This window comes from Actinomyces sp. 594, from assembly GCF_019325145.1.
Lineage (GTDB): Bacteria > Actinomycetota > Actinomycetes > Actinomycetales > Actinomycetaceae > Actinomyces.
In genome coordinates this window covers 2,053-27,778 of the sequence record NZ_PIZC01000039.1, presented here as the reverse complement: position 1 = coordinate 27,778, position 25,726 = coordinate 2,053, and the positions used below count along the sequence as shown (strand labels likewise).

The following is a 25,726-nucleotide window of genomic DNA, read 5'->3' as shown; positions in this document are numbered from 1 at the left end:
CGGCCCCACCCGGTAGGGGTGGGGCCGCCGCGGTTAATGGATGTCGGCAACCCGTAGGGGGAAGCTGACGGAGTTGGCGAGCGACTGGGCGCGGCTCAGAAGGACTTGGCCTGCATGTAGTACTCGTCCGTGCCGTAGAAGCCCTTGACGGCGAAGCGCGCCTCCTCAGACTCCGCGTCTTCCTCGCTGATCAGGAACGTGAAGTACCCTTCCGCCTTGCCGCCGCTACGGGGCATGTCCTGGGTCCTGAACTCCTTGGAGCTGTACAGGTACTCCGCCTCGGTGGTGTTCCCATCCACAACGAAGTCCACGGAGAGCCACCCGGAGCTCATCTGGCCCTTGCCCCTGTAGACGACCGACACGGGAACGCGCATGTACACCGAACCGCTCGGCGGCTCCTCCCAGGCGTAGGAGCGTCCGGAGTCCGTGAGCTCCTTCTTCAGCGAGGCGTTGGCATTCCACTCGACTGACCCGATCTCTACCTCAATTGTTGCGTCAGGGTCATCGGAGTACTCCGACGCCTTGAAAGTGATCATCTGCTCCTGGGGGTCTCCCGGGTTGTCCAGCGTGGTGCCGCGCTCGTCCTCAGACGGCTCGTCCTGCTGATCACCGCCGGAGCTGCCGCCGGAGGAGTTGCCCGAGGTGCCGTTGTCATTGCTGGATGATGAGGTGGTCGTTGACGATGAGCGGTTGTCAGAGTCGTCATCACCGCCGGACAGCGCCACGACGATACCGATGACCAGGGCCAGCACCACCACACCGATGATGGTCCAGAACCACCACTGCTTAGTGACTGGCTTCTTCCCTCCGGGCATGCCCGCCTGCGTGACGTCGATCGGCTGCCAGCCAGCGGCCTGCGGGGAAGCTCCCGGCGCCTGCTGCTGGTTGTGGTACGGCGTGGGGGACTGGGCGTAATTCATGTTGGCGGCGTACGGGCTCGCCCCGGCAGCATAGTCACCAGAAGGAGCGGAGGCCGACTGACCAGTGGGGTCAGCTACGGGAGCGGAGGCGCCCGTCGGCACGGCCTGGGTAGGGGCCCAGCCGGCGTCGGGGGCCGAGCCCGCCTGCGGTGCGGAACCAGCGCTGCCGTCCGGGACGGAATCCTCGATCCACAGCTGCCAGCCCTCCGGTGCGGGTCCCCACGCGGGGTCAGGCTGCCAGCCCGGCGGCGGGTTGAAGCCCTCGGGGGGCGCAGGCCAGTTCGGCGGCGGGTTGAAGCGCAATGCCATAGCGAAAAACCTTCCGGGAGAGGGGATTCCTGTTGTCACTCGATGCCCGCTCGCAACGGTCGCGGACACGTCACGAAGATGAATGTACACGTGCAAACACGCTCATGGGGCATCCGTCTCGGCCACGAGGATGGGGAGAACTTCCCCGGTGCCCGGCAACAACGCCCGGTACTGTGACTGCGGGCACCGGACCCGGTCGGATGGAAACGCGCTCAGGGGAGAGTGAGGATGTCCGCGCCGTCCTCGGTAACCACAAGAGTGTGCTCGAACTGGGCCGTGCGGGACCGGTCCTTGGTGACCACGGTCCAGCCGTCATCCCACTGCTCCCACTCCTCGGTCCCGAGTGTGAGCATTGGCTCAATCGTGAACACCATGCCCACTTCCATGACGTCGTCGAACCGGGGAGCGGAGTCGTAGTGGGGAATGATCAGACCGGAGTGGAAGGCCTCGCCGACGCCGTGCCCGGTGTAGTCGCGCACCACGCCGTAGTCGAAGCGCTTGGCGTACTTCTCAATGACCCGGCCGATCACGTTGACCTCCCGGCCCGGCCTGACCGCCTTGATCCCGCGCTCCATGGCGACGCGGGTGCGCTCGATCAGGAGCGCCGTCTCCTCGTCCACTTCCCCCACCGCGAAGGTAGCGTTGGTGTCGCCGTGAACCCCGTCGAGGTAGGCGGTCACGTCCAGGTTGATCAGGTCCCCCTCCCTGAGCACGGTTGAGTCCGGGATGCCGTGGCAGATGACCTCGTTGACGGAGGTGCAGATCGACTTGGGGAAGCCCATGTAGCCCAGGCAGGACGGGTAGGCGTGGTGGTCGCACATGTACTCGTGCGCGATGCGGTCCAGCTCGTCGGTGGTGACTCCCGGCGCAATGGCCTTGGCCGCCTCGGCCAGAGCGCGCGCCGCGATCCGCCCAGCCGCACGGATACGCTCAACCGTCTGCGGGTCCTTCACATCGGGGGCGTTAACCTGCTCGGGCCCGTCGTGGAACATGTACTCGGGGCGGGCAATGGAGGCGGGCACGTGCCGCTCGGGGGTCAGAACACCTTTGATTAGGGTGCCGCGCGGAGCCCGGTCCGCGAGCGCGGGGGTGGCTGTAGTCATGGCGCCAGCATAGGAGCCTGCGCTCCCGGGAGGGGGAGACAGATCTCTCCCCGCCCCGATTCGCGGGGGCCGCTTAAAATCATCCACCGGATCAGACACCACTCAAGTCCCCTTCCGACTGCATACGGAGACTGCATGAGCATCCCCAACGTGCGTGGCGACGCCCCCTATACCCACATTCGTGACGTCGTCGACACCTATCTGCGCCGCCAAGGTCGGCTGCTGGAGCTACAGGCCAATGAGACCTATGCGGCAATCGCCCTGGTTCTGGCCACCATCACCGCCCTGATCTGGGCGAATACGGGCAACAGCTACCACCACTTCTGGCAGACGACGGCCTCTATCGACGTCGGTCCCTTCGGCGTCGGCCTAACCCTGCACGAGTGGGTGGATGAAGGCCTGATGGCGGTCTTCTTCTTCATGGTGGGCCTGGATGTGCGTAGGGAGCTGACGCTGGGTGAGCTGCGGCTGCCGGGGCGCGCACTGCTGCCCACGGCGGCAGCGGTAGGCGGCCTGGTGGTGCCGGCACTGATCTACCTGGCCGTCATGGGCGGATCGGAAGGGGCGCACGCGTGGGGGTCGGTGATCTCCACCGACACCGCCTTCGCCCTGGGAATGCTGGCGCTGATAGGCCCTAGGCGCGCGCCGCGCCTGCGCCTGTTCCTGCTGGCCTTCGCCGTCATCGACGATATTGGCGCGCTGGCGGTGATCGCCATCTTCTACTCCGAGTCGCTCAACTACGTCGCACTTGCCGCTGCGGTAGCCGGCCTGCTCGGGGTGTGGCTGATGGCGCGGCGGGGTGTCTGGCACGTGCCTCCCTACCTGGCGCTCGCCGTGGTCATCTGGTACGCGGTCTACTGCTCCGGCGTGCACGCCACGCTCGCGGGCGTGCTCATCGGCCTGCTCATGCCGGTGTACAACGTGCGCAGCGAGGACGTCGACGCAGCCGGCGAGTTCGCGGCCCTGTACCGGCAGGCGCCCGCGCCCGGAAGCGCACGGATGCTACGGGAGGCCCTGAACTACTCGATGCCGCTTAATCAGCGAGTGGCCTTCGTACTGCCGCCGTATGTCAACTACCTGGTGGTGCCCCTGTTCGCGCTGGCCAATGCCGGGGTGGAGCTGAGTGCAGGCACCATCGGCGCCGCCGTCTCCTCCCGCATCCTGTGGGCCGTCGTCGGCGGCCTGGTGGTGGGCAAGCTGCTGGGGGTCGTCATTGGAGCGGGCCTGGTGGCGTGGCTGGTGCCCGCCTCACGCATGCCGGGCCTGGATCTGCCGCGGATCACGGGCCTGGGCGCCCTGTCGGGGATGGGATTCACCATCTCCCTGCTGGTGGCCAACATCGCCCTGGAGGATGAGGTGCTGCGCGACCAGGCCCGCCTCGGCGTGCTGCTGGCCTCACTGCTCGCACTGGTACTGGCCACCCTCGTCTTCCAGGTGACCAGCCGCATCGCCCCGCTGCCCGAGCCCGCGGGACTCAACCTGTGCCGCCCACCCGAGCCCGAGCACGAACTGACATTCGGCAGCCTGGACGCCCCGCACGTACTGATCAACTACGCCGACATGGACGACGCGGACCGCTGGCGGCTGACCGAGGCGCTCTACGGCCTTAAGCCGCTGATCGACTCCGGGAACGTGCTGCTGATCCTGCGGCACAAGCTCTCCGGCTCCGGGAGCCTCCTGGCTGCGCTCGCACTAGAGGCCGCCTCCGCCAACGATGAGCCCAGTCTCTGGGACTTCCACGACGCCCTGGCCGGACTGCGCGGCGGTATCACCTCCCGCTCCATCACCCGCGCCGCCAGGCAGGTGGGCGTAGACGCCCACGCGATGTGGGAGCGCATCGACTCCGGGGTCGATGAGGCCAAGGTGCTCGCCGATGCCAGCGACGTCGAGGGACTAACCGATGACGCCGGCCCGGTGGTTTACATAGACGGGCGGCGCTTCGAACGCCTCCTGAACCGGTGGACCTTCTCCGAGGAGATCAACCGTCTGCAGCAGGCCGCGGCGGGCGGCACCGAGGCGGCTCGCGACTGAGGCGCCTCGCAGCAGGGGCCGTCGGCCCCGTGCCAGGGGCAGCTCCGCGTGACCCGTGCCCCGGGCAGCTGGCGCTGCCATACGATTGCCGTATGGCGAGGATCTACTTTGTGCGGCATGGCCGCACCGTCCTGAACGAGCAGCGCCGTACCCAGGGAGCCGCCGACTCGCCCCTGACGCCCGAGGGCCGCCGGGGGGCCGAGATCTGCCGCGACTACCTGGCAGACGTGCCCTTCACCCGGGCCTACTTCAGTCCCCAGGGGCGCGTGCAGGAGACCGGCGGGATCCTCCTGCAGGCCCATCCAGGAGTCGTCCCGGTGAACCTCACGGGCCTGCGTGAGTACAACTACGGCGTTTACGACGGTGGACCAGACCCGGTTATGCAAGCCGCCCTGCCGGTGGAGCAGCACCTACCTGGTGTCCTGACCGGGGTACACCCCGGTGCTCCCGGCGGCATCAGCGCCCGCGACTACCTCGCGGACGTAGACGGCGCAATCGCCCGCGTCCTCGCCGACCTGCGCGCCGGCACCGCGGATGCGGGCGGTGAGGAGAGTGTGCTGGTGGTCTCCCACGGCATGACGCTGATGACCATCTTGGCCCGCTGGGTGGGTCCCCGGATCTACGGCATGGCGCCCATGGCCAACTGCGCCGTGACCACAGTGGAGGTCGCTCCCGCCGCCCCTGACGGCGCCCCGCAGCTGCTCGCCTGGGCGGAGGACCCCGGCAATCAGGGCGTTACCTATACCGTCAAGGACTTCAGCGATGCCTTGACCGGGGTTGTGCCCGTGCCGATTGACTGGGAGCACCCGGAGGGCCTGCCTGCGGGGGCGGCCTCGCCCCGCAGGCCGAGGCATGAGACCTTAGCCGGCTAGCCCCCGGGGTCCGGCGCCTCCCGGTCGGGGCGGTTGACAGCCAGCGGGAGCCGGGTGGATCAGGCGGGCGGATCAGGTGGGGCGAGCCGCCCGCTAGGAACGGCTTCGTCGCCGGATTCGACTCACGCCTCGAAGGTCTCTGCCGGACCGGGGAACGAGGCGTAACGCACTGCGGCGTTGTACTCCTGGGCGGCCTGCTGCAATGCCTGGCCGACCTGCCCGAAGCGGCGCACGAAGCGCGGTTTCCACTCGGTCATGCCGGCCATGTCCGTCCACACCAGGACCTGACCGTCGCAGTGGACTCCGGCGCCGATGCCGATCGTAGGCACCGCCAAGGCCTGCGTGATCCGCGCTGCCACAGGCGCTGGCACCATCTCCAGCACGACGGCTACCGCGCCGGCGTCCGCCAGTGCCCGGGCGTCGGCCAGGAGCGCCTCCTGGGCGTCCTGGTCGCGGCCCTGCACACGGAATCCCCCGAGCTTGTTGACCGACTGCGGTGTGAAGCCGAGGTGCCCGACCACCGGGATGCCGGCCTCAGACAGGGCCCGCACGGTCGCCTCCCGGGGGCGGCCGCCTTCGAGCTTGACGGCGTTGGCGCCCACACGCATGAGCCGCACGGCGCTGGCCAGGGCCTGCTCCGGGCCCGCCTCGTAGGTGCCAAAGGGCAGGTCAGCCACCACCAGGGCCCGGGTGGTGGCACTGGCCACCGAGCGCGTGGCCACCACCATTTCATCCAGGGTCACCGGCATGGTTGAGTCGTAGCCGAGCATGACGTTGCCCAGCGAGTCGCCCACGAGCAGCATGTCGGTGCCTGCTGCATCCAGGATGCGCGCGGTGACCGCGTCGTAGGCGGTGAGCATGGTCAGCTTCTCGCCCCGCTGCTTCGCGCCCAGCAGGTGGTGCACACGCACCTTCTTGACCTGTGAGATCTGCTGTCCCGCTGCGACCGGAGTAGCGGCGTCGGTGGTCGCGCGCTCGGCGGGGGAGGCGCCGGCCGCGGTGGCATCTGCGGATGGCTGATCGGAAGCGGAAGTGCTCATGCCCGGAGCCTACTCGCGGATGGGGGCGGACGCCCCTGGGATCCAAGGCGACGCAGCGGGCGGCACTCTTCCTGCCCAGGCGGTCAGCAGCGCCCTAGTTATTGACGGCCACGATAGGCATCTAGGTGTCGTGGTTCGAACTGCTCCCCGTGAGCATCACATGCGAGTCCTTGTTCCAGATGATCGGCGTGTTGGGCCCGTCGTAGCCGTGACTCCGCTGGAACGAGGTGGTCGTATCGGGGTCTTCCGGTTTGAGGGTGTGGTGTCTAAGGGCTGGTTGGGAGTCTGGGGCGGGTATGTGGGTGGACCGAGTGTCTGCTACGCCGGTTGGACGTTAACAACGCTACTTAACGGCCTGCTGTATACCTCCCAGCCCTTCAGCAGGCCGTTAACAGGCGTTGTTAACCCCGAAGTGGCGTAGCAGGCGGCGAAGTGGCGTAGCAGGTGGCCCCGGTTCCAGGCACGGGGGTGGCGGCAGGCAAGTTGGCGTAGCAGGTGGCCCCGCTTCCAGGCACGTGGATGGCGGCAGACAAGTCTGGCGTAGTGAACCGGCACTGCTCACCGTGTACCTCACCCCGCGATGCGCCGGTCTGAAGCATCAAGTTCGCGCTGGTTTCCCGCGCCCGGCCGCGCCCGCCGCACCGGCGTGAAACCCGGGCGACCCAACCAACCGATAGGGTGGCTGAGGAAGCCCGCGGTGGCCGGGCCCGCACACCGCCCGCACCGGTCCACACCGCACGCGCAAGGAGGCAACGCCAGGATTATGGACAAGCAGCAGGAATACGTGCTTCGCGCCATTGAGGAGCGCGATATTCGCTTCATCCGCCTGTGGTTTACCGACGTGCTCGGTCAGCTCAAGTCGGTGGCGATCGCGCCGGCGGAGGTCGAGGGTGCCTTCGAGGAGGGGATCGGCTTCGACGGCTCCGCCATTGAGGGGCTGACCCGCGTATTCGAGTCGGACATGCTGCTGTCCCCGGACCCCTCCACCTTCCAGATGCTGCCGTGGCGGGAGGAGGTCAACAGCGTCGCCCGTATGTTCTGCGACGTGCTCACCCCGGACGGTGAGCCCGCCCGCACTGACCCACGTGCCGTGCTCGAGCGCCAGCTGGCCCGTGTTGCCGACGCCGGCTTCACCTGCTACGTGCATCCCGAGATCGAGTTTTACCTGGTGGACCGCAACAGCGAGGGCCGGATCATCCCCACCGACTACGCCGGCTACTTCGATCACGTGCCCGGCGGCACGGCCCACGAGTTCCGCCGCCACGCCATCCTCATGCTTGAGCAGATGGGCATCTCCGTGGAGTTCTCCCACCACGAGGGCGGCCCCGGCCAGAATGAGATCGATCTGCGCTTCGCCGACGCCCTGTCCATGGCGGACAACATCATGACCTTCCGGGCAGTCGTGCAGGAGGTCGCCCTGCAGGAGGGCTGCCAGGCGACCTTCATGCCCAAGCCCTTCATCGGGCAGCCCGGAAGCGGGATGCACACTCACTTCTCACTGTTCGAGGGGGACCGCAACGCATTTCACGACCCGGCCGGGCAGTACCAGCTGTCCGCCACGGGGCGCGCCTTCATTGCGGGCCTGCTGCACCACGCCACCGAGATCTGCGCGGTGACCAACCAGCACGTCAACTCCTACAAGCGCCTGTGGGGCGGCGACGAGGCCCCCAGCTACGTGTGCTGGGGCCACAACAACCGCTCCGCCCTGGTGCGCGTGCCCATGCACAAGCCCGGCAAGGCCCAGTCCGCCCGCATCGAGTTCCGCGGCATCGACTCCTCCGCCAACCCCTACCTGGCCTTCGCCGTGATCCTCGCAGCCGGCCTGAAGGGTATCGAGGAGGGGTACGAGCTGCCTGCCGAGGCCGAGGACGATGTCTGGGCGCTGTCCGAGCTGGAGCGCAAGTCGCTCGGCATTGGCGCGCTGCCCACCTCGCTCAAGAGCGCCGTGGCCGCCATGGCCGAGTCGGACCTGGTGGCGGACACCCTGGGGGAGGATGCCTTCGAGTTCTTCCGCCGCAACAAGCGCCGCGAGTACCTGGCTTACGACGCCCAGGTGACCGACTTCGAGATCAGCCAGTTCTTCCCGCGCCTGTGATGCCTTCAAATAGTGGAAGCGGGAGTGAGCGCAAGCCCCTGCCGGGGCCCGGGGCGCCGGCAGGCGGCCCCGCCTCCCGCAGACATGACCGCTGGCCCAGTACCCGGGCCCGGCTCCTCTGGGCCGGGTTCACGGAGGTGGAGCGCGCCTACGGCCTTATCACCGACCCGGCGCTAGACCCCTTCCTGCCGGCCGCGCCGACGGTTTCTAGGAAGGGCACGCAGGGGGAACTGCCCGCACTCGACCCTGTGCGCGCCCGCCTTGTCGACGAGCTCGGCAGTACCGCGAATCCCGACCTCGCGGTGCTAGCCCTGGTGCGACTGGCTGAGGCCTGCACGGTCATTGGCGGGGATGCCGCCGGGCAGACTCGGGTGGCCCAGCCCGCACGCATGCTGCGCGCCCTGCTGCGGGCCGATGACTCACACGATGGCGCCGACACCGCCGACACCACCGATACCGCCTCGCCCGCCTTGCGCGGCGGCGACGAGGTTGCCGGTGGACGCGGCCCCTCCGGCTCCTCCCCTGAGGCTCAGCCCGGGTGCTTGCGGACTCACCTGCGCCGCCTGCTGGCGGTGCTGGGCGCCTCCGAGGCTCTCGGCGACTTTCTGATCACGCATCCTGAGCACCTGGAGGCCCTTGCTCCCGAACACGCCTGGGACGCTCCTGGCCAGCCCGCGCCCGGGGCGGCCCTGACCGGTGCCGTGTTAGGCGCGCTCGCCGGGTCTGCCGCGCCGGTACCCGCTGCCGTGGCCGAGCGGGCCACGACCGCGCTGCGTGTGGCCTACCGGGAGCGCCTGCTTGCAGTTGTGGCCGATGACCTGACCTCCGCCACTCCGCTGGCCCACATGCCGGTGGTGGGTCGCCGCATGAGCGAGTTGGCGGATGCGGCGCTGCAGGCGGCACTGGCCCTTGCCCGCGCAGTTGTCGGCCCCGACGCGGACGCGGTGCCCATGGCGATCATTGCCATGGGCAAGGCTGGTGCTCAGGAGCTGAACTACATATCGGATGTCGACGTCGTCTACGTGGTCGGCCCGGCCGATCCGGGCGCGGGCGAGCAGACGGAGGCGGGGGAGGAGGAGATTGTGCGGATCGGGACGCAGTTGGCCACCGAGATCGCCCACGTCACCTCCGCCTCCGGAACCGAGCCGCCACTGTGGCCGCTGGACACGGCGCTGCGCCCCGAGGGCAAGGACGGGGCGCTGGTACGAACCTTGGACTCGCACCTGGCCTACTACCAGCGCTGGGCCTCCTCGTGGGAGTTCCAGGCGCTGCTCAAGGCGCGCGCCTGCGCCGGTGATCGGGACCTCGGCGCCGCCTATGAGGCCGGGGTCGCACCCCTGGTGTGGGCTGCTAGCCGGCGGGAGAACTTCGTGGATGACGCCCGGTCAATGCGGCGCCGTGTGGAGAGCGAGTCAGCGCACTCGGGCCCTGATGACAGGCGGATCAAGCTCGGCCCCGGGGGCCTGCGGGACGTGGAGTTCACTGTGCAGTTGCTCCAGCTGGTCCACGGGCGCGTTGATGAGCGGCTGCGCGCGCGTAGCACGCTGGATGCGCTGGCGCAGCTCTCGGCCGCTGGTTATGTGGGGCGGGCGGATGGGGCCGAGCTTGCCGACTGCTACCGGATGCTGCGGCTACTGGAGCACCGCACCCAGTTGCTGCGTATGCGTCGCAGCCACATGCTGCCGGCGGGGCGTACAGACTTGCGCAGCATCGGCCGGGGCATCGACCGTCGGCGGCTGCACGATCCTGACGCGGTGCGCAAGCTGTTCAACTCGGTGCGGCGCCGGGTGCGTGCGCTGCACGAGGAGATCTACTACCGGCCGCTGCTGAGCGTCGCGGCCAGCCTGAGCACCGAGGAACTGACGCTGACTCCGGACGCCGCCCGGGAGCGGCTGGCGGCCTTCGGCTACCTGGACCCCGACGGCGCCCTGCACCACATCCAGGCGCTCACCGAGGGGGTCAGTCGGCGTGCGGCCATCCAGCGCCAGCTGCTGCCGGTGATCATCGGCTGGATCGGGCAGGGCCCCGATCCCGACGCCGGCCTGCTTTCCTTCCGCCGCCTGTCGGAGTCAATCGGCGGATCCCACTGGTATCTGGCCATGCTGCGGGACTCGCCGGTGGCCGCCCGCCGCCTGTGCCAGGTGCTGTCCGGGGCCCGCTGGACCACCGACCGGCTGGCCGAGCGCCCCGAGTCGATCACCTGGCTCGATGACGACGCCGAGTTGACGCCCCGTGCGCCCGGAGCGATTTGCGCTGAGACCGAGCGGGTGCTGCGACGTCGTGCCTTCACCGCTGCGGACGCCGCCGGCCTGGAGCGGCAGGCCGCGGAGGCGATCCGCGCGGTCATGGGCGTGCGTAACCGGGAGCTGATCCGCGCCGCCCTGGCGGACTCCCTTGACGGCGTGGATCCGGCGCGTACCGCGCGGATTCTGGGCGACGCCACTGACGCCGTCCTGGGTGCCGCCCTCACTGTTGCCACGGGCCTGGTGATCGCCGAGCGCGACGGGCAGGGCGCCGTTGCCGCTGGGCCCGATGCGGACGGGAGCTGGCCGGCCGCCACCGCCGACCACGCCATAATCGCCATGGGGCGGCTGGGCGGAGGGGAGATCACTTACACCTCCGACGCTGACGTGCTGTTCGTGCACGAGCCGCGCCCCGGGGCGGATGCCGATGTGGCGGCCGCGGAGGCGGAGGCGGTCGCCAAGTGGGTTGCCCGCCTGCTGGCCCAGGCGCGCCCGCACTCCCTGGTGGTGGATACCGGCCTGCGTCCGGAGGGGCGCCAGGGGCCGGTCAGTCGCAGCCTGGAGTCCTACGCCGAGTACTACGAGCGCTGGGGCTCGGTGTGGGAGCGGCAGGCCCTGCTGCGCGCCCGCGCTTGCGCCGGCGACGCGGGCTTGGGGGAGCGCTTTGAGGAGCTGATCAACCCGCTGCGGTGGAATCCGGAGGGGCTGGATGAGGCCGGCCTGCGGGAGATCCGGCGGCTGAAGGCCCGCATGGAGGCCGAGCGGCTGCCGCGCGGCGCCGATCCGAGTCGGCATCTCAAGCTGGGCCCCGGCGGCCTGTCCGACGTCGAGTGGTCGGCCCAGGTGCTGCAACTGACCCAGGCGGCCCGCGTGCCGGGGCTGCGCACCACCTCGACGCTGGAGGCGCTGTCCGCCGCCACACAGGCGGGCCTGCTCGGGGTCGACGACGCCGGCAGGCTCACCGCTGCCTGGGTGCTGGCCTCCCGGGTGCGTGCCGCCACCGTGCTCGGCACCGGCCGTGAGGGTGGGCAGCGGGTGCAGGTACTGCCCACCGACCAGCGGGAGATCCGCCTGGTTGCCCGGCTTCTGGGGATCCCGGCCGGAAGCGAGCGGGACCTTGAGGACATTTACCGCCGAACGGCCAGGCACGCGCGGCGCGTGGTTGAGCACGTGGTGTTCGGTGATGCCGCCCCGGCCCGCCCCGCCACCCCGCCCCGGGCGGCGGCCGCTCGGGGATCCCGCATGCCCGCACCTGGTAAGACGGTACGGCGGGTACCACCTGGCCGCCCGAACGGGGGGCGGCGGGGGAGCGGGCCTCGCGGCGCCGGACCTTACCCGTGGTCTTGAGCATGTTGTCCGCCGACGTCGCGGAGCGGTCGAGGCGCCTGGCAGGATAGGCGCCGTGAAGCTTCTTCTTGTCCGCCACGGCCGAACTTTCGCGAATGTTGCCGGCGCTTTGGACACGGCATTGCCCGGTAACCCACTAGACGCCGTCGGCGTGGAGCAGGCCTCCCTGCTGCCCGCGCGCCTGGAGTCGAGCGGGGATCTGGATGCGATCTCCTCGCTGTGGGTCTCACCGATCCAGCGCGCCCGGGAGACGATTGCCCCGATCGAGCGGGCCACGGGCCTGGCGGCCCGCATCCGGCCCGGCCTGCGTGAGGTGCTGGCCGGTGAGATGGAGATGAACACCGATGTGCGCTCGGTGGCCTGCTACACGGACACCACTCGCTCCTGGATGGTGGGGCGCACGGCGGCGCGCATCCCCGGCAGCCCCGAGGACGGCGCGGATACCTTCGCCCGGTTCAATACGGTTGTGGAGGAGATCTACAACTCCACCCGCACCGGCGGCACTGCACTGCTGGTTGCGCACGGCACCATCCTGCGCCTGTGGGTGGCGCTGGCGGCGGCCGCGGCCGGGGGTGCGGACCCGGCCTGGATCGCCAACCACCCCATGCGCAACACGGCAGTCAGCGTGGTGGAGGGAGACCCGGAGTCAGGCTGGCGGCTGGTCGACTGGGACGAGGGCACCTGGCGGGCCGACGCCGTGCGGTAGGTGGGCGGTCGGGCTGATTGCCGAGGCTGCTGGACGCGATTACTCGGGGTCTGACTCGCCCTGTATGAAGCTGCGAATGGAGCGTGCATCGTCAGGTGAAAACTCGGCCAGGAACGGCGAGAGCAACGCATTAACTTTGGCCTGATGACCCGCGTCGAAAAGCGACTTCAGACCGGATAGTCCCTGCGTGAGGGTGTCCTTGGGGTTGGCGCTCTCTGGCGCCCTTCGGACCAGAAACATGCACGCCCGGGCAAAGAGTTCAGGCACGCCTAGATTTTGTGCGTATGAAGCGACAGAAGCTGCAATTCCCAGTACCTGAGCAGATGTGGAACAACGCTCTGTGTGATCCATGGCGGCGCCAAACGCGCGGATGACCGCATCTGCCGAGTCGCCGCGGAGTTGGGCGAGCATGCCGAGCTGGTGGTGGGTGGTGGCGATGCCGGCCTGGTCGCCCAGCCGCTCCTTGATCTTGAGGGAGTGCTGGTAGTGCTCCTCGGCCTGCTCGTAGTCGCCACGGAGATAGTTGAGGTTGCCGAGCTGGTGGTGGGTGGTGGCGATGCCGGCCTGGTCGCCCAGCCGCTCCTCGATCTTGAGGGAGTGCTGGTAGCGCTCCTCGGCCTGCTCGTAGTCGCCGCGGGCCTGGGCGAGAATGCCGAGCTGGTGGACCCAGACGGCGCGGCGGATGTCGGACAAGCTGCTGCCGCGAAGCTGCTGATGCGCGAGGGAGAGCTCCTCATCCCACCAGGCAATGGTATGAAGAATACTCGCAGTGTCCTGTGCAACGTTGTCAGCGGCCTCCACGTCGCCAGAGCGGGAGTAGTGGTGCCGTGCCTCGAGCAAGTCGTGCGCATCCATGGGCCCAGAGCTGGCATCTTGCGGGCGCATCCGGTAGCTCCAACACCAATACTCGGCGGCACGCCGATGCCGTTCGGCGGCAAGCTCTTCCATCTCGCCATTCGGGCGGGCGGTAGCCGCAACACGTTCCAGGGCCTCCGCCAGCCAACGGTGAACGAAGAACCTGGTGTCCTCACCGTCCCCGAGCGTGATGACCGTAAGCAGCGTGGATCCAACGAGCTCATGGAGCAGATCGTGCAGCGGCAGATCTGTCGTCGGAAGGCCGAGCGAGGCATCCTCGTCGGCAGAGGCCTTGGCGGGAGGAACCTCATCGCCGACGGCGAAGAGTACTGCGGCTGCATTGACCGGCTCACGGAAGACGGCCATACCCAGCAGGAGGCGTTGAGCGTCGCTGCTCAGGGTCTCCAGCAACTGGGGGAGAAGCACATCGTCGGCCGCGACCGTGACGGAGTCGGCAATGGCGGCATCAAGCGTGCGCCCTTCCGCCAGCCATTCCTCCGGACTAACGCCTTCGGGAAGGCTGCTGCGGAGCCGTCCACGCAACTCGGTGGTGATTCGGGATAGGCGTCCCACTCCCCGGTTCAGCAGCGCATCCACTGTCTCCAGGGTTCGGGGATGCCCGCCCACACCCGCCCACAGGGTACGCAGATCGGAGATATCCAGAGCATCCAGCTGCGGCAAGGACCAGGCCAGGTGAGTGGTCTCGGCAAAGCTCAAGGGCTCCAGGGCAATCCACTCCAGCGCCGTCGTAGCGTCCTCGGGCAGGGTGAAGCGGTAACGGCAGGTCACCAGCAGCCTGCCACGGCCGGGAGCAGCCAGGAACTGCGCCAGGAACTCGGCAAGCAGGGGATCGGTCAGGCGATAGGCGCCGTCGGTGAAGGTGAGATTGTCCTCGAAGTTGTCCAGTACCAGGATGAGGGGAAGTTGTTGCAGCAGCGTGCCTTGCAGCAGTTCCAGGCGCTCGGACCAACCGATTTTGGTGTTGGCCAGCAGTCCCAGCAACTGGTTCACCTCGGGATCGGTGAGCTGATCACTGAAGGTGATGCGCAGGCGGGACACGATGCGCTGGAAGAGCTCCTCAACTAATACCGTGCCACTCATATCAACCACAAGCACCGGCTGCAGCTCAGCGGTACGGCGGAGGACCTCTGCGGTCAGTGTTGACTTTCCGATGCCTCCAATCCCGTGAAACACCACGCCGGCATGGGTATCGGAGAGCAGCAATCGGGGCACGCGCAGCTGCTCCCGGCGTCGTCCCACGAAGAATCCGGTGCCCAACGAGGGCAGTGAGTTCATCGCGCGCACGGAAGCCAGCGGCACCGACGACTGCGCTTTCTTCTCTGGTGGCGCGGTGATCTGCTGCCCGCAGCTGGAGGCCTGGACGGTTACCACGCTCCAGCCCGCCAGCACCTGCTCGGTTTGATGGCGCGGATTCGAGCTTTCGGCGCATATCCGTCCGACCTCACGACGCGCCTGGGCCAGGGCATAAACAGGATCCGGCTGCGGCGCCGCAGCAAGCTCGGCGTAAACCTTGGAGAACACCAGGGTGGCATAGTGGTCAGAGACCGCGTCCTCCGTGCCAATGACAATCGGCGCCCCGGCAGCCACAAGCTCATCGGCGAAGGAGGCAGTCTCTGCATCCGCAGACGCATTGGTCTCACAGGCGGCCAGGCAAATCAGCGGCGGCATACCGCCAACCGGGATTGCCTCCTTAATGAGCTCCTGCGCGCTGACGCGCCGGGCGGCACCTCGCTCGTCCTCGAGTACGAGCAAGCCGGCGGCACCGTGACCCGAGATGTGCAGGACGTGCGGGTTCTCCTGTTCCAGAGCCCGCCGGATCTCCCCGGTGGTGGCGAACTGGACTATCCGGACCCCCGCATTGGCGCTACGCGCCTCGCGGACGGCGGTGGTGATAGCCCGCAACTCCGCCTGGTAGTCCAGTGCATCGGCCCCGCCCTCAATCGGGGAGGCGATCGCCACCACAATCCGCAGTGGTCCGGGCACGCGCCGCGTGGCCGGGGAGGCCACCGCCTTGCGGAAGAAGGTAACCAGGTGATGCAGGGCCAGCGGCTGCCTGGTTCCCGGCACATGCATTGCCTCCCAGGGGAGGTGGCGCAGGTCCTGCCGTGCGGTGACGTCAAGCGCCAGCTCCACGGGCACGGTCTGAGCCTCAGCCTTGGCAATGATTTGGGAGAGCGCTGCTCCAGCCTTACCCGGCAGGAAGACCCGTGCGAGCGCGGCGCCCATCTCATCCAGCGCATCCAACAGTGGGGTGCGGTCCCGATCCTGGGTCGCTGAATGATGCGCCGGTAGTGGGCGGCCGACCCGAGCCAGCCGTAGGCGTTCCGCAGGACCAAACAGTTCAGCCTTGGAACTAACCGTCGCGCTCGCTTCGACGCTCAGCGCCGAACAGGAGACTGTTACCAAGTCACCCGGCCCGAGGCGAATCTTCGTTTGCAAGGCCTCGGTGGGACGCGGCTCACCCTCAAGCTCAACCTCCAGCCAGCGGCGGCATGACCTGACCACCGACTCCGCGCCGACGGCGAACACCCGGTCGCGGCCCCAGCCGTCGGGGGAGTTGTAGCGGCTCGTCACCATGCCGATGACAGCCCCGCCGTCGGCCAGCACGACCGGCGCTCCCGACATTCCCGGCTGCGCGCCGGAGGCCTTCACGGTCAAATGCTCAACAGCGCCGTCGTTGGAGGAATCCCAGCCGTCCAACTGTCCGCTGGTGCTGGATGCAGTAACAACGCGCTCGGCAGCAGTATCGGGGCGCCTGGAGACGCCGGTAATGCTTACGGCGGCACCAGGTTGTATCCCAGCGGTGGTTGCGAGCCGTGCTGGCTCGGCCGACCAAGTTGAGGCCTCCACCTCTAGCAGGGCCAGGTCCAGAACCAGGTCTAGGTGCAGGACGCGAGCGCGAAGGGTTGCCGCGGTGGAACTCAAGCCTTGACGCAGGCGGATCTGCGGAGCGGGGGAGTTCCCCTCGGGGACGGGTGCTGCGGCGTCGGGTACCGCCAGTGCGGCGTGCGCTTGCACCAGATTCACGCCGACGGCGCTCAGAACATGCGCCGCGGTGACCACCTTCCCGGGACTTGCCAACCAGCAGGTGCCAACAGCCTCATCGGACTCGTTCAGAACCACCCCGAGGTAACCGGGCACCGCGGCGGCTGTCATACGGCGCCCCGGTTGCCGGAGACGTTAGTGAACTTCATGGATACCGCCAGCGAAGCCGTGGTAGTGGAGGAGGCGACGACGACAGTGCCAGTGGTAGACAGGCTCAGTCCCATCTGGATCGTAATCTCATCGGGTGGCTCCGCCTGGTCGCACACTCGACGGACCGTATCTGCGGCCTGATGCGCTGCGGCCTCAATCACGTCCCCTGCCCGCTCGAACAGATCCGCCGCACGGTCCCGCACACCGGCCAGCTCCTCGCGTCCGGGGGCACGAACAACCTCAATGAGGACCTCTTGGTCACCAATACGACCGTTGATCAGCTGCGTGTCCATGAGGCTCCAGGGAAGCGGTGGGAATGAAGGTGTCGCAGATCACTCTAGCGGCAGCTGGAGGGGCGGCACACGCAACCTGGTCACAATACGGACGCGAGGAAGGCCTGAGTGCGCTCCTGAGTGGGGTGGTCCAGTACCTCGAGCGGGTTGCCCGACTCGCACACCAGGCCGCCGTCCATGAAGACCAGCTGATCGCCGACCTCCCGGGCGAAGCCCATCTCGTGGGTGACCACCACCATGGTCATGCCGTCGGCCGCCAAGTCCTGCATCACCTGCAGCACCTCGCCCACGAGCTCGGGGTCCAGGGCGGAGGTGGGCTCGTCGAAGAGCATCAGCTCCGGGTCCATCGCCAGCGCCCGGGCGATCGCCACCCGCTGCTGCTGCCCGCCCGACAGCTGCGAGGGGTAGTGGTCCAGCCGGTCGCCCAGCCCCACCCGCTCCAGCAGCTGCACACCGCGCGCACGTGCCTGCTCCCTGGGCATGTGCCGCACATGGATCGGAGCCTCAATGACATTGCCCAGAGCCGTCATGTGGGGGAACAGGTTGAAGCGCTGGAAGACCATGCCGATCTTGGAACGCTGCGCGGCGCGCTGCTTATCCGTCAGGGCGTGCAGCTGCACGGTGCCGTCCGGGCGCTGCTCCTCCCGCATGCCGATCAGCTCTCCGTCCACCCACACACGTCCGGCGTCAATGGTCTCCAGCTCATTGATGCAGCGCAGCAGCGTGGACTTGCCGGACCCAGAGGGGCCCACCAGCACCGTCACCGAACCGGGCTCTACGACCAGGTCGATGCCCTTCAGGACGTGCAGCTCCCCGAAGAACTTGTGCAGGCCGGCAATACGCACCTTGGGGACGCCGGACTGCGCCGCCGCGGCCGTGTTCGATGTGCTCATGGGGTGACCTCCAGGAAGGGGGAGTCCTTGGTGGTGTGTGAGTCGAGAATCGCCTGCTGGCGGGCGGACATGCCCCGCCCGCCGCTGGACTTGGACGAGCCGTCAAAGCCACGGCCGTAGTAGCGCTCTATGAAGTGCTGCCCCACCATCAGGATCGAGGTGATGATGATGTACCACAGGGCCGCCACGATCAGCAGGGGAATCGTCTGGTAGGTGTAGGAGGCATACGAGTTGGTGACGAAGGTCAGGTCCAGGGTGAAGGGGACCGCCAGTACCAACGAGGTGGTCTTAAGCATGGAGATCGTCTCATTGCCGGTGGGCGGCACGATCACCCGCATGGCCTGCGGCAGCACGATACGGCGCAGAATCTGCCCCTTGCTCATGCCCAGTGCACCGGCCGCCTCGGTCTGGCCGGGGTCCACGCTGGCCAGGCCGGAGCGGACGATCTCGGACAGGTAGGCGCCCTCATTGATGCCCAGCCCCAGCACCGCCGCCACGAACGGGGTGAACACCGTGGTGGTGCGGAAGGTGATCAGCTCCGGCCCGAAGGGAATACCCAGGCTCAGGTACTGGTACAGGGCCGACAGCGCCCCCCAGAACACCAGCTGGGTGTATATCGGGGTGCCGCGGAAGAACCACAGGTACGCCAGTGACACGCCGCGCAGCACCGGATTGGAGGACTGCCGCATAACCGCCGTCGTCACCGCCAGCACAATGCCGATCAGCATGGCCAGGAAGGTCAGCAGCAGTGTCCAGCCGACCGCCCGCACCACGTGCACCTCCCGGAAGAAGAACCACACGGTGCCCCAGTGGAATTTCTCATTGGTCAGCAGTGCGTGGATGAACATCGCGCCCAGGACGGCCACAATCGTGGCGCTGATCCAGGTGCCGGGCCGCGGCACCGGCTTGGGGCGGTTCAGTTGCACCGGCTGCTCGGTGCCGGACAGAGCCGCGGCGGAAGCGGGCTGAGTTGTCATGGTAGTGATCACTGCTCCACGTTCGGGTTCAGCTCGGCGGTGGTAAGAGCGGCGTCCTCAATGCCCCACGCATTCAGGATCTCCTCCCAGGTTCCGGAATCCATGAGGTACTGGACGGCCGCCTGTATGGCGGCGTTGAACTGCGGATCGTCCTTGGTCAGGACAATGGCCTGGGGCAGGGCGTCCTCGATCTCACCTACGGTCTCCACCGCCCCATCAGTCAGCTCGACGGCGTATCCCGCCACCGTGGAGTCGGAGTAGACGGCATCAACCACGTGCCCAATCAGGCCCGTGGTGGCCTCCGACTGGGAGGAGTAGGAGCGCACCGAGATCGCGGGCAGCCCGGCATCGGTGCAGGCGGCGGAGTCGGCGTTCATCGCGTCTTCCTGGGCGGTACCGGTCTGCACCCCGATGGTCAGGCCGCACAGGTTCATGTGGTCGGAGGGGTCCACGCCCTCGGGGTTTCCTGCCACCACGTTGAAGCGGGAGCCCACGTTGATGTAGGCCACCATGTCCATGGCGGACTCGCGCTCGGCGGTGACCGTGAAGGAGGAGATGCCGGCGTCGTACTTCGAGCCGATGGCGGCGATGATGGAGTCGAACTCGGCGGTATGCGTGGTGGAGTCCACCCCGAGGACGGCGGCAATGGCCTTAGTCAGGTCCACGTCGTAGCCGATTGCGGTGCCGTCGGTGTCCAGGAACTCCGCGGGCGCGTAGTCCGTGGAGGCGGCCACGTCCAGCACGCCGTCCGCCAGGGCGCCTTCGGGAAGCATGGCGATGATGTCCTCCTGCGCCTGAATGCCGGAGGTGTCATAGCCAGTGAAGGCGCCGTCACCGGCGGCCTGGGAGGATCGCCAGTCGGCGGCATTCGTGCAGGCGGACAGCGGCAGCGTCAGTGTGAGCGCCAGGCACAACCCGCCGACCAGGCGTGCCCCGCGGGCAAGGGCGGATGTCATCACACGGCTCCTTCTGGTAGCGGACCAAAGCCACCGACAGGATATCCATAACAGAGCATAGATATGCAAACAGTCGGGCCGGCGTCGACGTGAGGCGCGGCCTACAGGTCGTAGTAGAGCTCGAACTCATAGGGGTGCGGGCGCTGCCGCATAGGGGCGATCTCATTGGTGCGCTTGTAATCGACCCAGGTCTCGATCAGGTCCGAGGTGAACACGTCGCCCGCGGTCAGGTAGTCATGATCCGCCTCAAGCGCCTCCAGGGCCTCGTCGAGCGTGCCCGGCAGCTTGTCGATGTCGTGGTAGTCCTCGGGAGCCAGCTCGTACAGGTCCTTGTCCACGGGCTCGCGCGGCTCGATCCGGTTGCGGATGCCGTCGATGCCGGCCATTAGCGTGGCCGCGAAGGCCAGGTACGGGTTGGCCGAGGGGTCGGGCACGCGGTACTCGATGCGCTTGGCCTTGGGGGAGGAGCCCGTAACCGGGATGCGGATGCAGGCGGAGCGGTTGCGCGCCGAGTACACCAGGTTCACCGGCGCCTCGAAGCCCGGCACTAGCCTGTGGAAGGAGTTGACCGAAGGGTTGGTAAAGGCCAGCAGGCTGGGCGCGTGGCGGAGTATGCCGCCGATGTACCAACGGGCCAGGTCGGACAGCTGCCCGTAGCCGCGCGCGTCGAAGAACAGCGGCTTGCCGTCCTTCCACAGCGAGTGATGGGTGTGCATGCCGGAGCCGTTGTCGCCGAAAATCGGCTTGGGCATGAAGGTGGCGGTCTTGCCGTTGCGCCAGGCCTCGTTCTTGACGATGTACTTGAACTTCATCATGTCGTCCCCCGCGGCCAGCAGGGAGGCGAAGCGGTAGTTGATCTCCTGCTGCCCGGCGGTGCCCACCTCATGGTGGGCGCGCTCGATCGCGAGCCCGGACTCAATGCAGGTGCTCACGATCCGGTCGCGCAGGTCGGCCATCTGGTCATTGGGGGACACGGGGAAGTAGCCGCCCTTGAAAGCGGTCTTGTACCCCTTGTTCCCACCCGGCTCATCGCGGCCGGTGTTCCAGGCCGCCTCCGCCGAGTCGATCAGGTACCGGGTGGAGGCCGGGGTGGTCTCGTACTGGATGGAGTCGAACAGGTAGAACTCGGCCTCGGCGCCGATGTAGCAGGTATCCGCAATGCCGGTGGAGCGCAGGTAGTCCTCCGCCTTGGCGGCGATCGAACGCGGGTCGCGGGCGTAGACCTCGTCGGTGAAGGGATCCACGATCGAGAAGTTGATCACCAGCGTGCGCTGCTCGCGGAAGGGGTCCAGGAAGGCAGTGGTGACATCGGGGATGAGCTTCATGTCCGACTCGTGGATAGCGGTGAAGCCGCGGATCGAGGAGCCATCGAACATGAGGCCGTCGGTGAGCGCCTCATCCTTGAAGGCGGCCACCGGAATCGTGAAGTGCTGCATGACCCCGGGCAAGTCGCAGAAGCGCACATCGACCAGCTGCACCCCCTCGCGCTCGATGTAGGCCAGCGCTTCTGAAGCGTCACTGAACATGTAGTTCCTCCAACGGGGTATGAGTCTGGTGAGCACGCCGCGGGTGCAGGCAGACTAGGGCAGCGTAGTGTCGCGAAGGTGGCGCGAATGTGTCCGCGGTGTTTCGCCGCTGCGCGGATGGGGTTGCGTGCGGGCGGCGGGGGAGTCAGCGGCCCCGGATCGCCCGGCGGTCGGGGCGGATATTGTTGGGGTCCAGGTACTTCGGGATCGGCAGGCCCTTAGAGGACAGGGAGGACAGGCGCTTGGCCACGCGGTCGATCTCGGTGTTGGTCAGCTTGGTGGGCTTGGTGGGCAGCCGCCGCAGAGTGCGCTCCAAGTGGATGAGCCTGACCTGCCCCTCCGCGGTGCCGACGGAGATGACGTGCACCGGCACGGTGGACAGGATGCGCCGCAGGGTCTTCTTCTCTTCCTCAATCAGGTGCTGGGTGCGGCCGGGGGAGCCCTCTGCCACAAGCACCACGCCCGGGCGGCCCACCAGCCGCCACACAAGGTCCTGCCCCTTGGGGCTGAAGGCGACCGGCTGCTCCTCCACGTACCAGCCGCGGCCGGCCTGGTCTAGCACTGCCTTGACGGCTCCGGGGCGCCCCTCGATCTGCATGTAGGAGGCGCGGCGCGTCGCCAGGCTGAGCACGACCATGTCCGCCATGAGCGCGAACACCACGGCCATCAGCAGCCAGTACCACAGCGCCTGGCTGGTAACGGCGGCCAGCACCCCGGCAAGCACCAGCAGGGCCACCGCGATGCCGAGAAGCGCCCACCCGATCCACGGGTAACTGCGCCGCGAGATCGTATAGGAGTCTTTGAGGTTCTGGGCTACCTGTGCGAGGCGCCGCTTCTTCTTCGGCTGGGCGCTTTGGGCTGTGCTCACGCCTACAACTCTAGCCGACGACGGCGGCCGTCAGGAGGCCTGGCGCCCGGCGAGCAGGGAGGAGGCCTCCTGACGGGCGGTGCCGGGCTCGGCCAGGTCGCGCATGTTGTCCGGGATCGGCCGGCCCGTGGCCTGCATGGCCCGCGCCCACAGCATGCCGGAGCGGTAGGAGGAGCGCACCATCGGGCCACTCATGGCCGCGCTGATCCCCATCTGCTCCGCCAGGGCCGCCAGCTCTACGAACTCCTGCGGCTTGACCCAGCGGTCGATCGGGTGGTGCAGCTTGGACGGCCGCATGTACTGGGTGATCGTCAGGATGTTGACGCCCGCATCCACGAGGTCCGCAATCGCCTGCTCGATCTCGGCACGGGTCTCACCCATTCCCAGGATCAAGTTCGACTTGGTCAGCAGCCCCGCCCGTGACGCGCGTGCCAGCACGTCCAGGCTGCCCTCATAGGAGAAGGCCGGGCGGATCTGCCTGAAGATGCGCGGCACCGTCTCCAGGTTGTGGGCGAACACCTCGGGGCGGGAGCTGAAGACCTCCTGCAGGGCATCCTGGCGGCCCCGGAAGTCCGGCACCAGCAGCTCGATCCCGCAGCCCGGGACGCGTGCGTGCACCTGCCGGGCCGTCTCGGCGTAGAGCCAGGCACCGCCGTCGGGCAGGTCATCGCGGCACACGCCAGTCACGGTGGCGTAGCGCAGCCGCATCTCGGCGATTGACTTGGCTACTCGCTCCGGCTCGCCGGGGTCATACTCCGTGGGGCGTCCGGTGGCAATGTTGCAGAAGTCGCAGCGGCGCGTGCACATGCTGCCCGCAACCAGGAAGGAGGCCTCGCGATCGTTCCAGCACTCGTAGACGTTGGGGCAGTTCGCCTCGGCGCAGACGGTATGCAAGTCATTGCTGCGCACCAGGTTGCGCACGTCCTGGTAGGTCTCGGTGACCTCGGCGCGGGTGCGCAGCCACTTCGGCTTGTGCTCGATCGGTGTCTGGGCATTGCGCGCCTCCACGCGCAGCAGGCGGCGGCCTTCGGGTGCGACGGCGTCGGGCACTGGCACTCCTCTGGAACGTAGGACCATGGTTTGCTCAGCTTACGCCCGCTGCCGCGAGAAGTGGGACCGAGGGCCCACGATGTCGCCCGGGTGTCGCCGATAACGGTGCTAGGCGTCGGCCATCAGCGGGGCCAGGTGTTTGCTCAGCGCGGACATAAGCGGGCCGGCTAGCTGGAGGGAGTCGTAGCGGGTGCCGAGCTCCGCGGCCAGTGAGGTAACCCCGGCATCGGTAATCCCGCAGGGAATAATACGGTCCAGGTCAAAGGCGGCCAGATCGGGGGCGACATTCAGGCCAATACCGTGCATGGTCGTGCCCCGGGCGACCCGGACCCCCAGGGCGCAGATCTTGCGCTCCGGCGCGCGGCTGCCGTCGTGCCTCAGGCCGGCCGGAACCCACACTCCCGAGCGGCCCTTGACACGCACGGTGCTCACACCGAGACCCGAACAGACCTCCATCACCGCCGCTTCCAGCGCACGCACGTACTTGATGACGTCGATCGGCGGCGCGAGGCGAATAATCGGATACGCCGTGAGCTGCCCCGGACCGTGCCACGTGGTCTTGCCTCCCCGGTCAACGTCTACTACGGGCACCTGCTCGGGGCCCACCCGCGGGCCCTCGGGACGCTCCCATGAGTGGGTTCTGCGCCCCACCGTGTACACGCTCTCATGCTCCAGCAGCAGAACCGTGCCGGGCCTGCCAGCGGCTACCGCGGCGTGGACCTGCTGCTGAAGAGCCAGTCCTTCCGAGAAGGGCACCAGCCTGGATCCCAGGCCGACGTCGACTCGCTCCAGTTGCTGCACGGCGGCAGCCTAGACGACTCCCTCCCGGGCGGGACAGGCCCACAGCCGACCGAGCCGCCGACGGGGCCTAGCCGCGTAAAAAGGCCTTTCCGGCCACGACCGGGAAGGGAAGATGTGACGGGTTATCCACAGGTCGGCAATTGCCTCTGGCCGTGGCCGGGACAGCCGGGGACCATGGTGGTCATGGGAACCAGACAACACCGCGGCCGCCGCCGGCCGGAGCACCGGGGCGACGCCGCCCACGCGCTACCCCCTGAGCTCCTGGACGCCCTCACCGGCTCGGGACTCGCGGTCGGGGCACCCATGGGTTCTGACACGCCGGGGCGCCGCGCACCGCGCCGGGGCCTGGACGCCGACGGGCGCGACGTGGTCATACACCTGCTCGACCTGCCCGATGACGCCGGCGGTGCGCGCACACTGCGCCGTCTTAATGAGATGCGCACGCTGGTCCACCCCGGCATCGCTCCCGTGCGCGACGTCATCTTTCTTCCCGGAGACCGCGCAGCCGTCACGGTAGACCTGGTCACCGGCGCAGACCTTGCCGTGGTCCTCGGGGCGCGCGGCGGACTGACCCGCGCCGAGGCCGCCCGGGTCCTGGACGACGTCGGCAGTGCTCTGGCCCACTTGCACGCTCACGGTGTGGCGCACGGGGACGTCTCGCCGGCGAACATCATGGTCACCACCGAGGGCGGGCTGGTGCTGGTGGACCTGTTCGGCGGCGTGCTGGAAACTGGGACCGACGGCTGCGCGGCCCCTGAGCGACGCAGCGGCGGGCCGGCGACGCCAGCATCCGACGTATATGCCCTTGCAGCCCTGCTGCGGGAGTGCTCATCCGGCTCCGCTGCCCTGCAGACACGCTTGGCGCGGATCCTCGCCGACGCGCTGGACCCCGACCCGCAATCGCGTCCCAGCGCCCGTGCCCTGGCGGCTCGCGCCCACGAGATCGCCAGGCCAGGGCGCCTGGTCCTGCCCGATGGCGCCCGCCTGGCCGCGGGTGCCTTGCGCGCGGCGGCAGCCAGGCCCACCCGCGTCGTCGCCTCGCGGCGGCTGCGCCCGCGCCGCCGCAGTCGCGTTGCCGCAGTGGCGCGACTGGCTGGAGCCTGCCTCGTCGGGCTGTTGGGCGCTATTGCGGCGGCAGGGCTCTTAGGCGTGGGACCGGCCGCACACGTAGTACCGCCTTCTGACGTGCAGGCCAGCGCGTCCGCGCAGCCGGTGCAGTCGGAGCAGTCGGCGCAGACCGGGGATGAGTCCCTGACCGACGTGGTGGTAAACCTCACGGCACGGCGCGATGCTGCGTTGAATGCGGCCGATCCCGCAGCGCTGGCGGAGACGACTGTGCCCGGCTCGCCCGCTGCGGAGGCCGATACCGCAACGCTGGAGGCACTAGCGGCTGCGGGGGAGAGCGTCGCGGACCTGGACACCTCTGTGCTCAGCGTGGTGGAGGTAGAACTGCCTGCCGACTGCGCGCTCACCTGGGACGGTGCCAGGGCGGTGCAGATCCGCCAGTCCCAATCGCCGTCGACGCGGATGACCGCGGACGGCGCGGTGCGTACCGTGCCGGCGCAGGCGGCGCGCGCCGTGGTACTGGTACTCGTGCCCGGGCCGTGGCGGGTAGCCGAGGTGCG

General features: G+C 68.3%; 18 protein-coding genes. 6 read left to right on the top strand and 12 right to left on the bottom strand.

Annotated features, from left to right (window positions below; all coding sequences use genetic code 11):
* Nucleotides 1-95: 95 nt before the first annotated feature.
* Both GZ998_RS06555 and map read right to left on the bottom strand, forming a co-directional pair.
* Nucleotides 96-1,229 carry a hypothetical protein gene (locus GZ998_RS06555; RefSeq protein WP_162679926.1) on the bottom strand — a complete coding sequence of 378 codons (1,134 nt, stop codon included), beginning with the start codon at nt 1,227-1,229 and terminating at the stop codon, nt 96-98.
* Between the two features lie 212 nt (nt 1,230-1,441).
* On the bottom strand, nt 1,442-2,332 hold the full coding sequence (map, locus tag GZ998_RS06550) for a type I methionyl aminopeptidase (RefSeq protein ID WP_162679927.1): 891 nt from the start codon (nt 2,330-2,332) through the stop codon (nt 1,442-1,444).
* A gap of 135 nt (nt 2,333-2,467) precedes the next feature.
* On the opposite strand from map, the gene nhaA reads away from it, so the two are divergent.
* Together nhaA and GZ998_RS06540 are read left to right on the top strand one after the other, a co-directional pair.
* The gene (nhaA, locus tag GZ998_RS06545; RefSeq protein ID WP_161924128.1) at nt 2,468-4,363 is read left to right on the top strand and encodes a Na+/H+ antiporter NhaA; all 1,896 of its coding nucleotides are present in this window, start codon (nt 2,468-2,470) and stop codon (nt 4,361-4,363) included.
* A 92-nt stretch (nt 4,364-4,455) separates the two neighbouring features.
* A complete protein-coding gene (locus tag GZ998_RS06540) occupies nt 4,456-5,235 on the top strand; it encodes a histidine phosphatase family protein (protein ID WP_219109400.1) in 780 nt (259 codons plus the stop codon).
* Between the two features lie 122 nt (nt 5,236-5,357).
* Here GZ998_RS06540 and panB read toward each other — a convergent pair whose 3' ends face one another.
* A complete protein-coding gene (gene panB / locus GZ998_RS06535; protein WP_162679930.1) occupies nt 5,358-6,275 on the bottom strand; it encodes a 3-methyl-2-oxobutanoate hydroxymethyltransferase in 918 nt (305 codons plus the stop codon).
* A 763-nt stretch (nt 6,276-7,038) separates the two neighbouring features.
* Between panB and glnA (GZ998_RS06530) the strand changes: the two genes are divergently transcribed.
* From glnA (GZ998_RS06530) to GZ998_RS06520, 3 genes are read left to right on the top strand one after another with little or no spacing between them, the layout of a single operon-like run.
* Entirely contained in the window at nt 7,039-8,370 is a 1,332-nt protein-coding gene (glnA, locus tag GZ998_RS06530) for a type I glutamate--ammonia ligase (protein WP_162679931.1), read from the top strand.
* A complete protein-coding gene (locus GZ998_RS06525) occupies nt 8,370-11,960 on the top strand; it encodes a bifunctional [glutamine synthetase] adenylyltransferase/[glutamine synthetase]-adenylyl-L-tyrosine phosphorylase (RefSeq protein WP_219109399.1) in 3,591 nt (1,196 codons plus the stop codon). Before glnA (GZ998_RS06530) ends, GZ998_RS06525 begins: the two co-directional genes overlap by 1 nt.
* A gap of 55 nt (nt 11,961-12,015) precedes the next feature.
* Nucleotides 12,016-12,666 (top strand): histidine phosphatase family protein, encoded by a 651-nt coding sequence (locus GZ998_RS06520; RefSeq protein WP_162679933.1) that lies wholly within the window; start codon nt 12,016-12,018, stop codon nt 12,664-12,666.
* 39 nt (nt 12,667-12,705) lie between these two features.
* Here GZ998_RS06520 and GZ998_RS06515 read toward each other — a convergent pair whose 3' ends face one another.
* From GZ998_RS06515 to lipB, 9 genes are all read right to left on the bottom strand, one after another.
* Nucleotides 12,706-16,698 carry a tetratricopeptide repeat protein gene (locus tag GZ998_RS06515; protein ID WP_219109398.1) on the bottom strand — a complete coding sequence of 1,331 codons (3,993 nt, stop codon included), beginning with the start codon at nt 16,696-16,698 and terminating at the stop codon, nt 12,706-12,708.
* Nucleotides 16,695-17,030 (bottom strand): CU044_2847 family protein, encoded by a 336-nt coding sequence (locus GZ998_RS06510; RefSeq protein WP_162679372.1) that lies wholly within the window; start codon nt 17,028-17,030, stop codon nt 16,695-16,697. Before GZ998_RS06510 ends, GZ998_RS06515 begins: the two co-directional genes overlap by 4 nt.
* Nucleotides 17,031-17,110: 80 nt before the next feature.
* Nucleotides 17,111-17,923, bottom strand: a complete 813-nt coding sequence (locus GZ998_RS06505; RefSeq protein WP_162679373.1) for an amino acid ABC transporter ATP-binding protein — start codon at nt 17,921-17,923, stop codon at nt 17,111-17,113.
* Nucleotides 17,920-18,900, bottom strand: a complete 981-nt coding sequence (locus tag GZ998_RS06500; protein ID WP_161924120.1) for an amino acid ABC transporter permease — start codon at nt 18,898-18,900, stop codon at nt 17,920-17,922. The genes GZ998_RS06505 and GZ998_RS06500 overlap by 4 nt, the downstream gene beginning before the upstream one ends.
* Nucleotides 18,901-18,908: 8 nt before the next feature.
* Entirely contained in the window at nt 18,909-19,856 is a 948-nt protein-coding gene (locus tag GZ998_RS06495; RefSeq protein WP_162679374.1) for an ABC transporter substrate-binding protein, read from the bottom strand.
* 101 nt (nt 19,857-19,957) lie between these two features.
* Entirely contained in the window at nt 19,958-21,382 is a 1,425-nt protein-coding gene (glnA, locus tag GZ998_RS06490) for a type I glutamate--ammonia ligase (RefSeq protein ID WP_161924118.1), read from the bottom strand.
* Nucleotides 21,383-21,527: 145 nt separating this feature from the next.
* Complete coding sequence (locus tag GZ998_RS06485) at nt 21,528-22,250, bottom strand: DUF4191 domain-containing protein (RefSeq protein WP_161924117.1); 723 nt, start codon at nt 22,248-22,250, stop codon at nt 21,528-21,530.
* 30 nt (nt 22,251-22,280) lie between these two features.
* On the bottom strand, nt 22,281-23,300 hold the full coding sequence (lipA, locus tag GZ998_RS06480; protein ID WP_219109397.1) for a lipoyl synthase: 1,020 nt from the start codon (nt 23,298-23,300) through the stop codon (nt 22,281-22,283).
* A gap of 108 nt (nt 23,301-23,408) precedes the next feature.
* Nucleotides 23,409-24,092 carry a lipoyl(octanoyl) transferase LipB gene (gene lipB / locus GZ998_RS06475; RefSeq protein ID WP_162679377.1) on the bottom strand — a complete coding sequence of 228 codons (684 nt, stop codon included), beginning with the start codon at nt 24,090-24,092 and terminating at the stop codon, nt 23,409-23,411.
* Nucleotides 24,093-24,284: 192 nt separating this feature from the next.
* Between lipB and GZ998_RS06470 the strand changes: the two genes are divergently transcribed.
* The coding region (locus tag GZ998_RS06470; protein WP_257505398.1) for a serine/threonine-protein kinase at nt 24,285-25,726 on the top strand (1,442 nt) is incomplete at its 3' end.

Bases quoted from the DNA above. Each gene is read 5' to 3' on its own strand.
- map (WP_162679927.1), bottom strand. From the start codon at position 2,332: ATGACTACAGCCACCCCCGCGCTCGCGGACCGGGCTCCGCGCGGCACC.
- glnA (WP_162679931.1), top strand. From the start codon at position 7,039: ATGGACAAGCAGCAGGAATACGTGCTTCGCGCCATTGAGGAGCGCGAT.
- GZ998_RS06555 (WP_162679926.1), bottom strand. From the start codon at position 1,229: ATGGCATTGCGCTTCAACCCGCCGCCGAACTGGCCTGCGCCCCCCGAG.
- GZ998_RS06500 (WP_161924120.1), bottom strand. From the start codon at position 18,900: ATGACAACTCAGCCCGCTTCCGCCGCGGCTCTGTCCGGCACCGAGCAG.
- GZ998_RS06525 (WP_219109399.1), top strand. From the start codon at position 8,370: ATGCCTTCAAATAGTGGAAGCGGGAGTGAGCGCAAGCCCCTGCCGGGG.
- panB (WP_162679930.1), bottom strand. From the start codon at position 6,275: ATGAGCACTTCCGCTTCCGATCAGCCATCCGCAGATGCCACCGCGGCC.
- GZ998_RS06515 (WP_219109398.1), bottom strand. From the start codon at position 16,698: ATGACAGCCGCCGCGGTGCCCGGTTACCTCGGGGTGGTTCTGAACGAG.
- GZ998_RS06505 (WP_162679373.1), bottom strand. From the start codon at position 17,923: ATGAGCACATCGAACACGGCCGCGGCGGCGCAGTCCGGCGTCCCCAAG.
- GZ998_RS06540 (WP_219109400.1), top strand. From the start codon at position 4,456: ATGGCGAGGATCTACTTTGTGCGGCATGGCCGCACCGTCCTGAACGAG.
- GZ998_RS06495 (WP_162679374.1), bottom strand. From the start codon at position 19,856: ATGACATCCGCCCTTGCCCGCGGGGCACGCCTGGTCGGCGGGTTGTGC.
- GZ998_RS06510 (WP_162679372.1), bottom strand. From the start codon at position 17,030: ATGGACACGCAGCTGATCAACGGTCGTATTGGTGACCAAGAGGTCCTC.
- nhaA (WP_161924128.1), top strand. From the start codon at position 2,468: ATGAGCATCCCCAACGTGCGTGGCGACGCCCCCTATACCCACATTCGT.
- glnA (WP_161924118.1), bottom strand. From the start codon at position 21,382: ATGTTCAGTGACGCTTCAGAAGCGCTGGCCTACATCGAGCGCGAGGGG.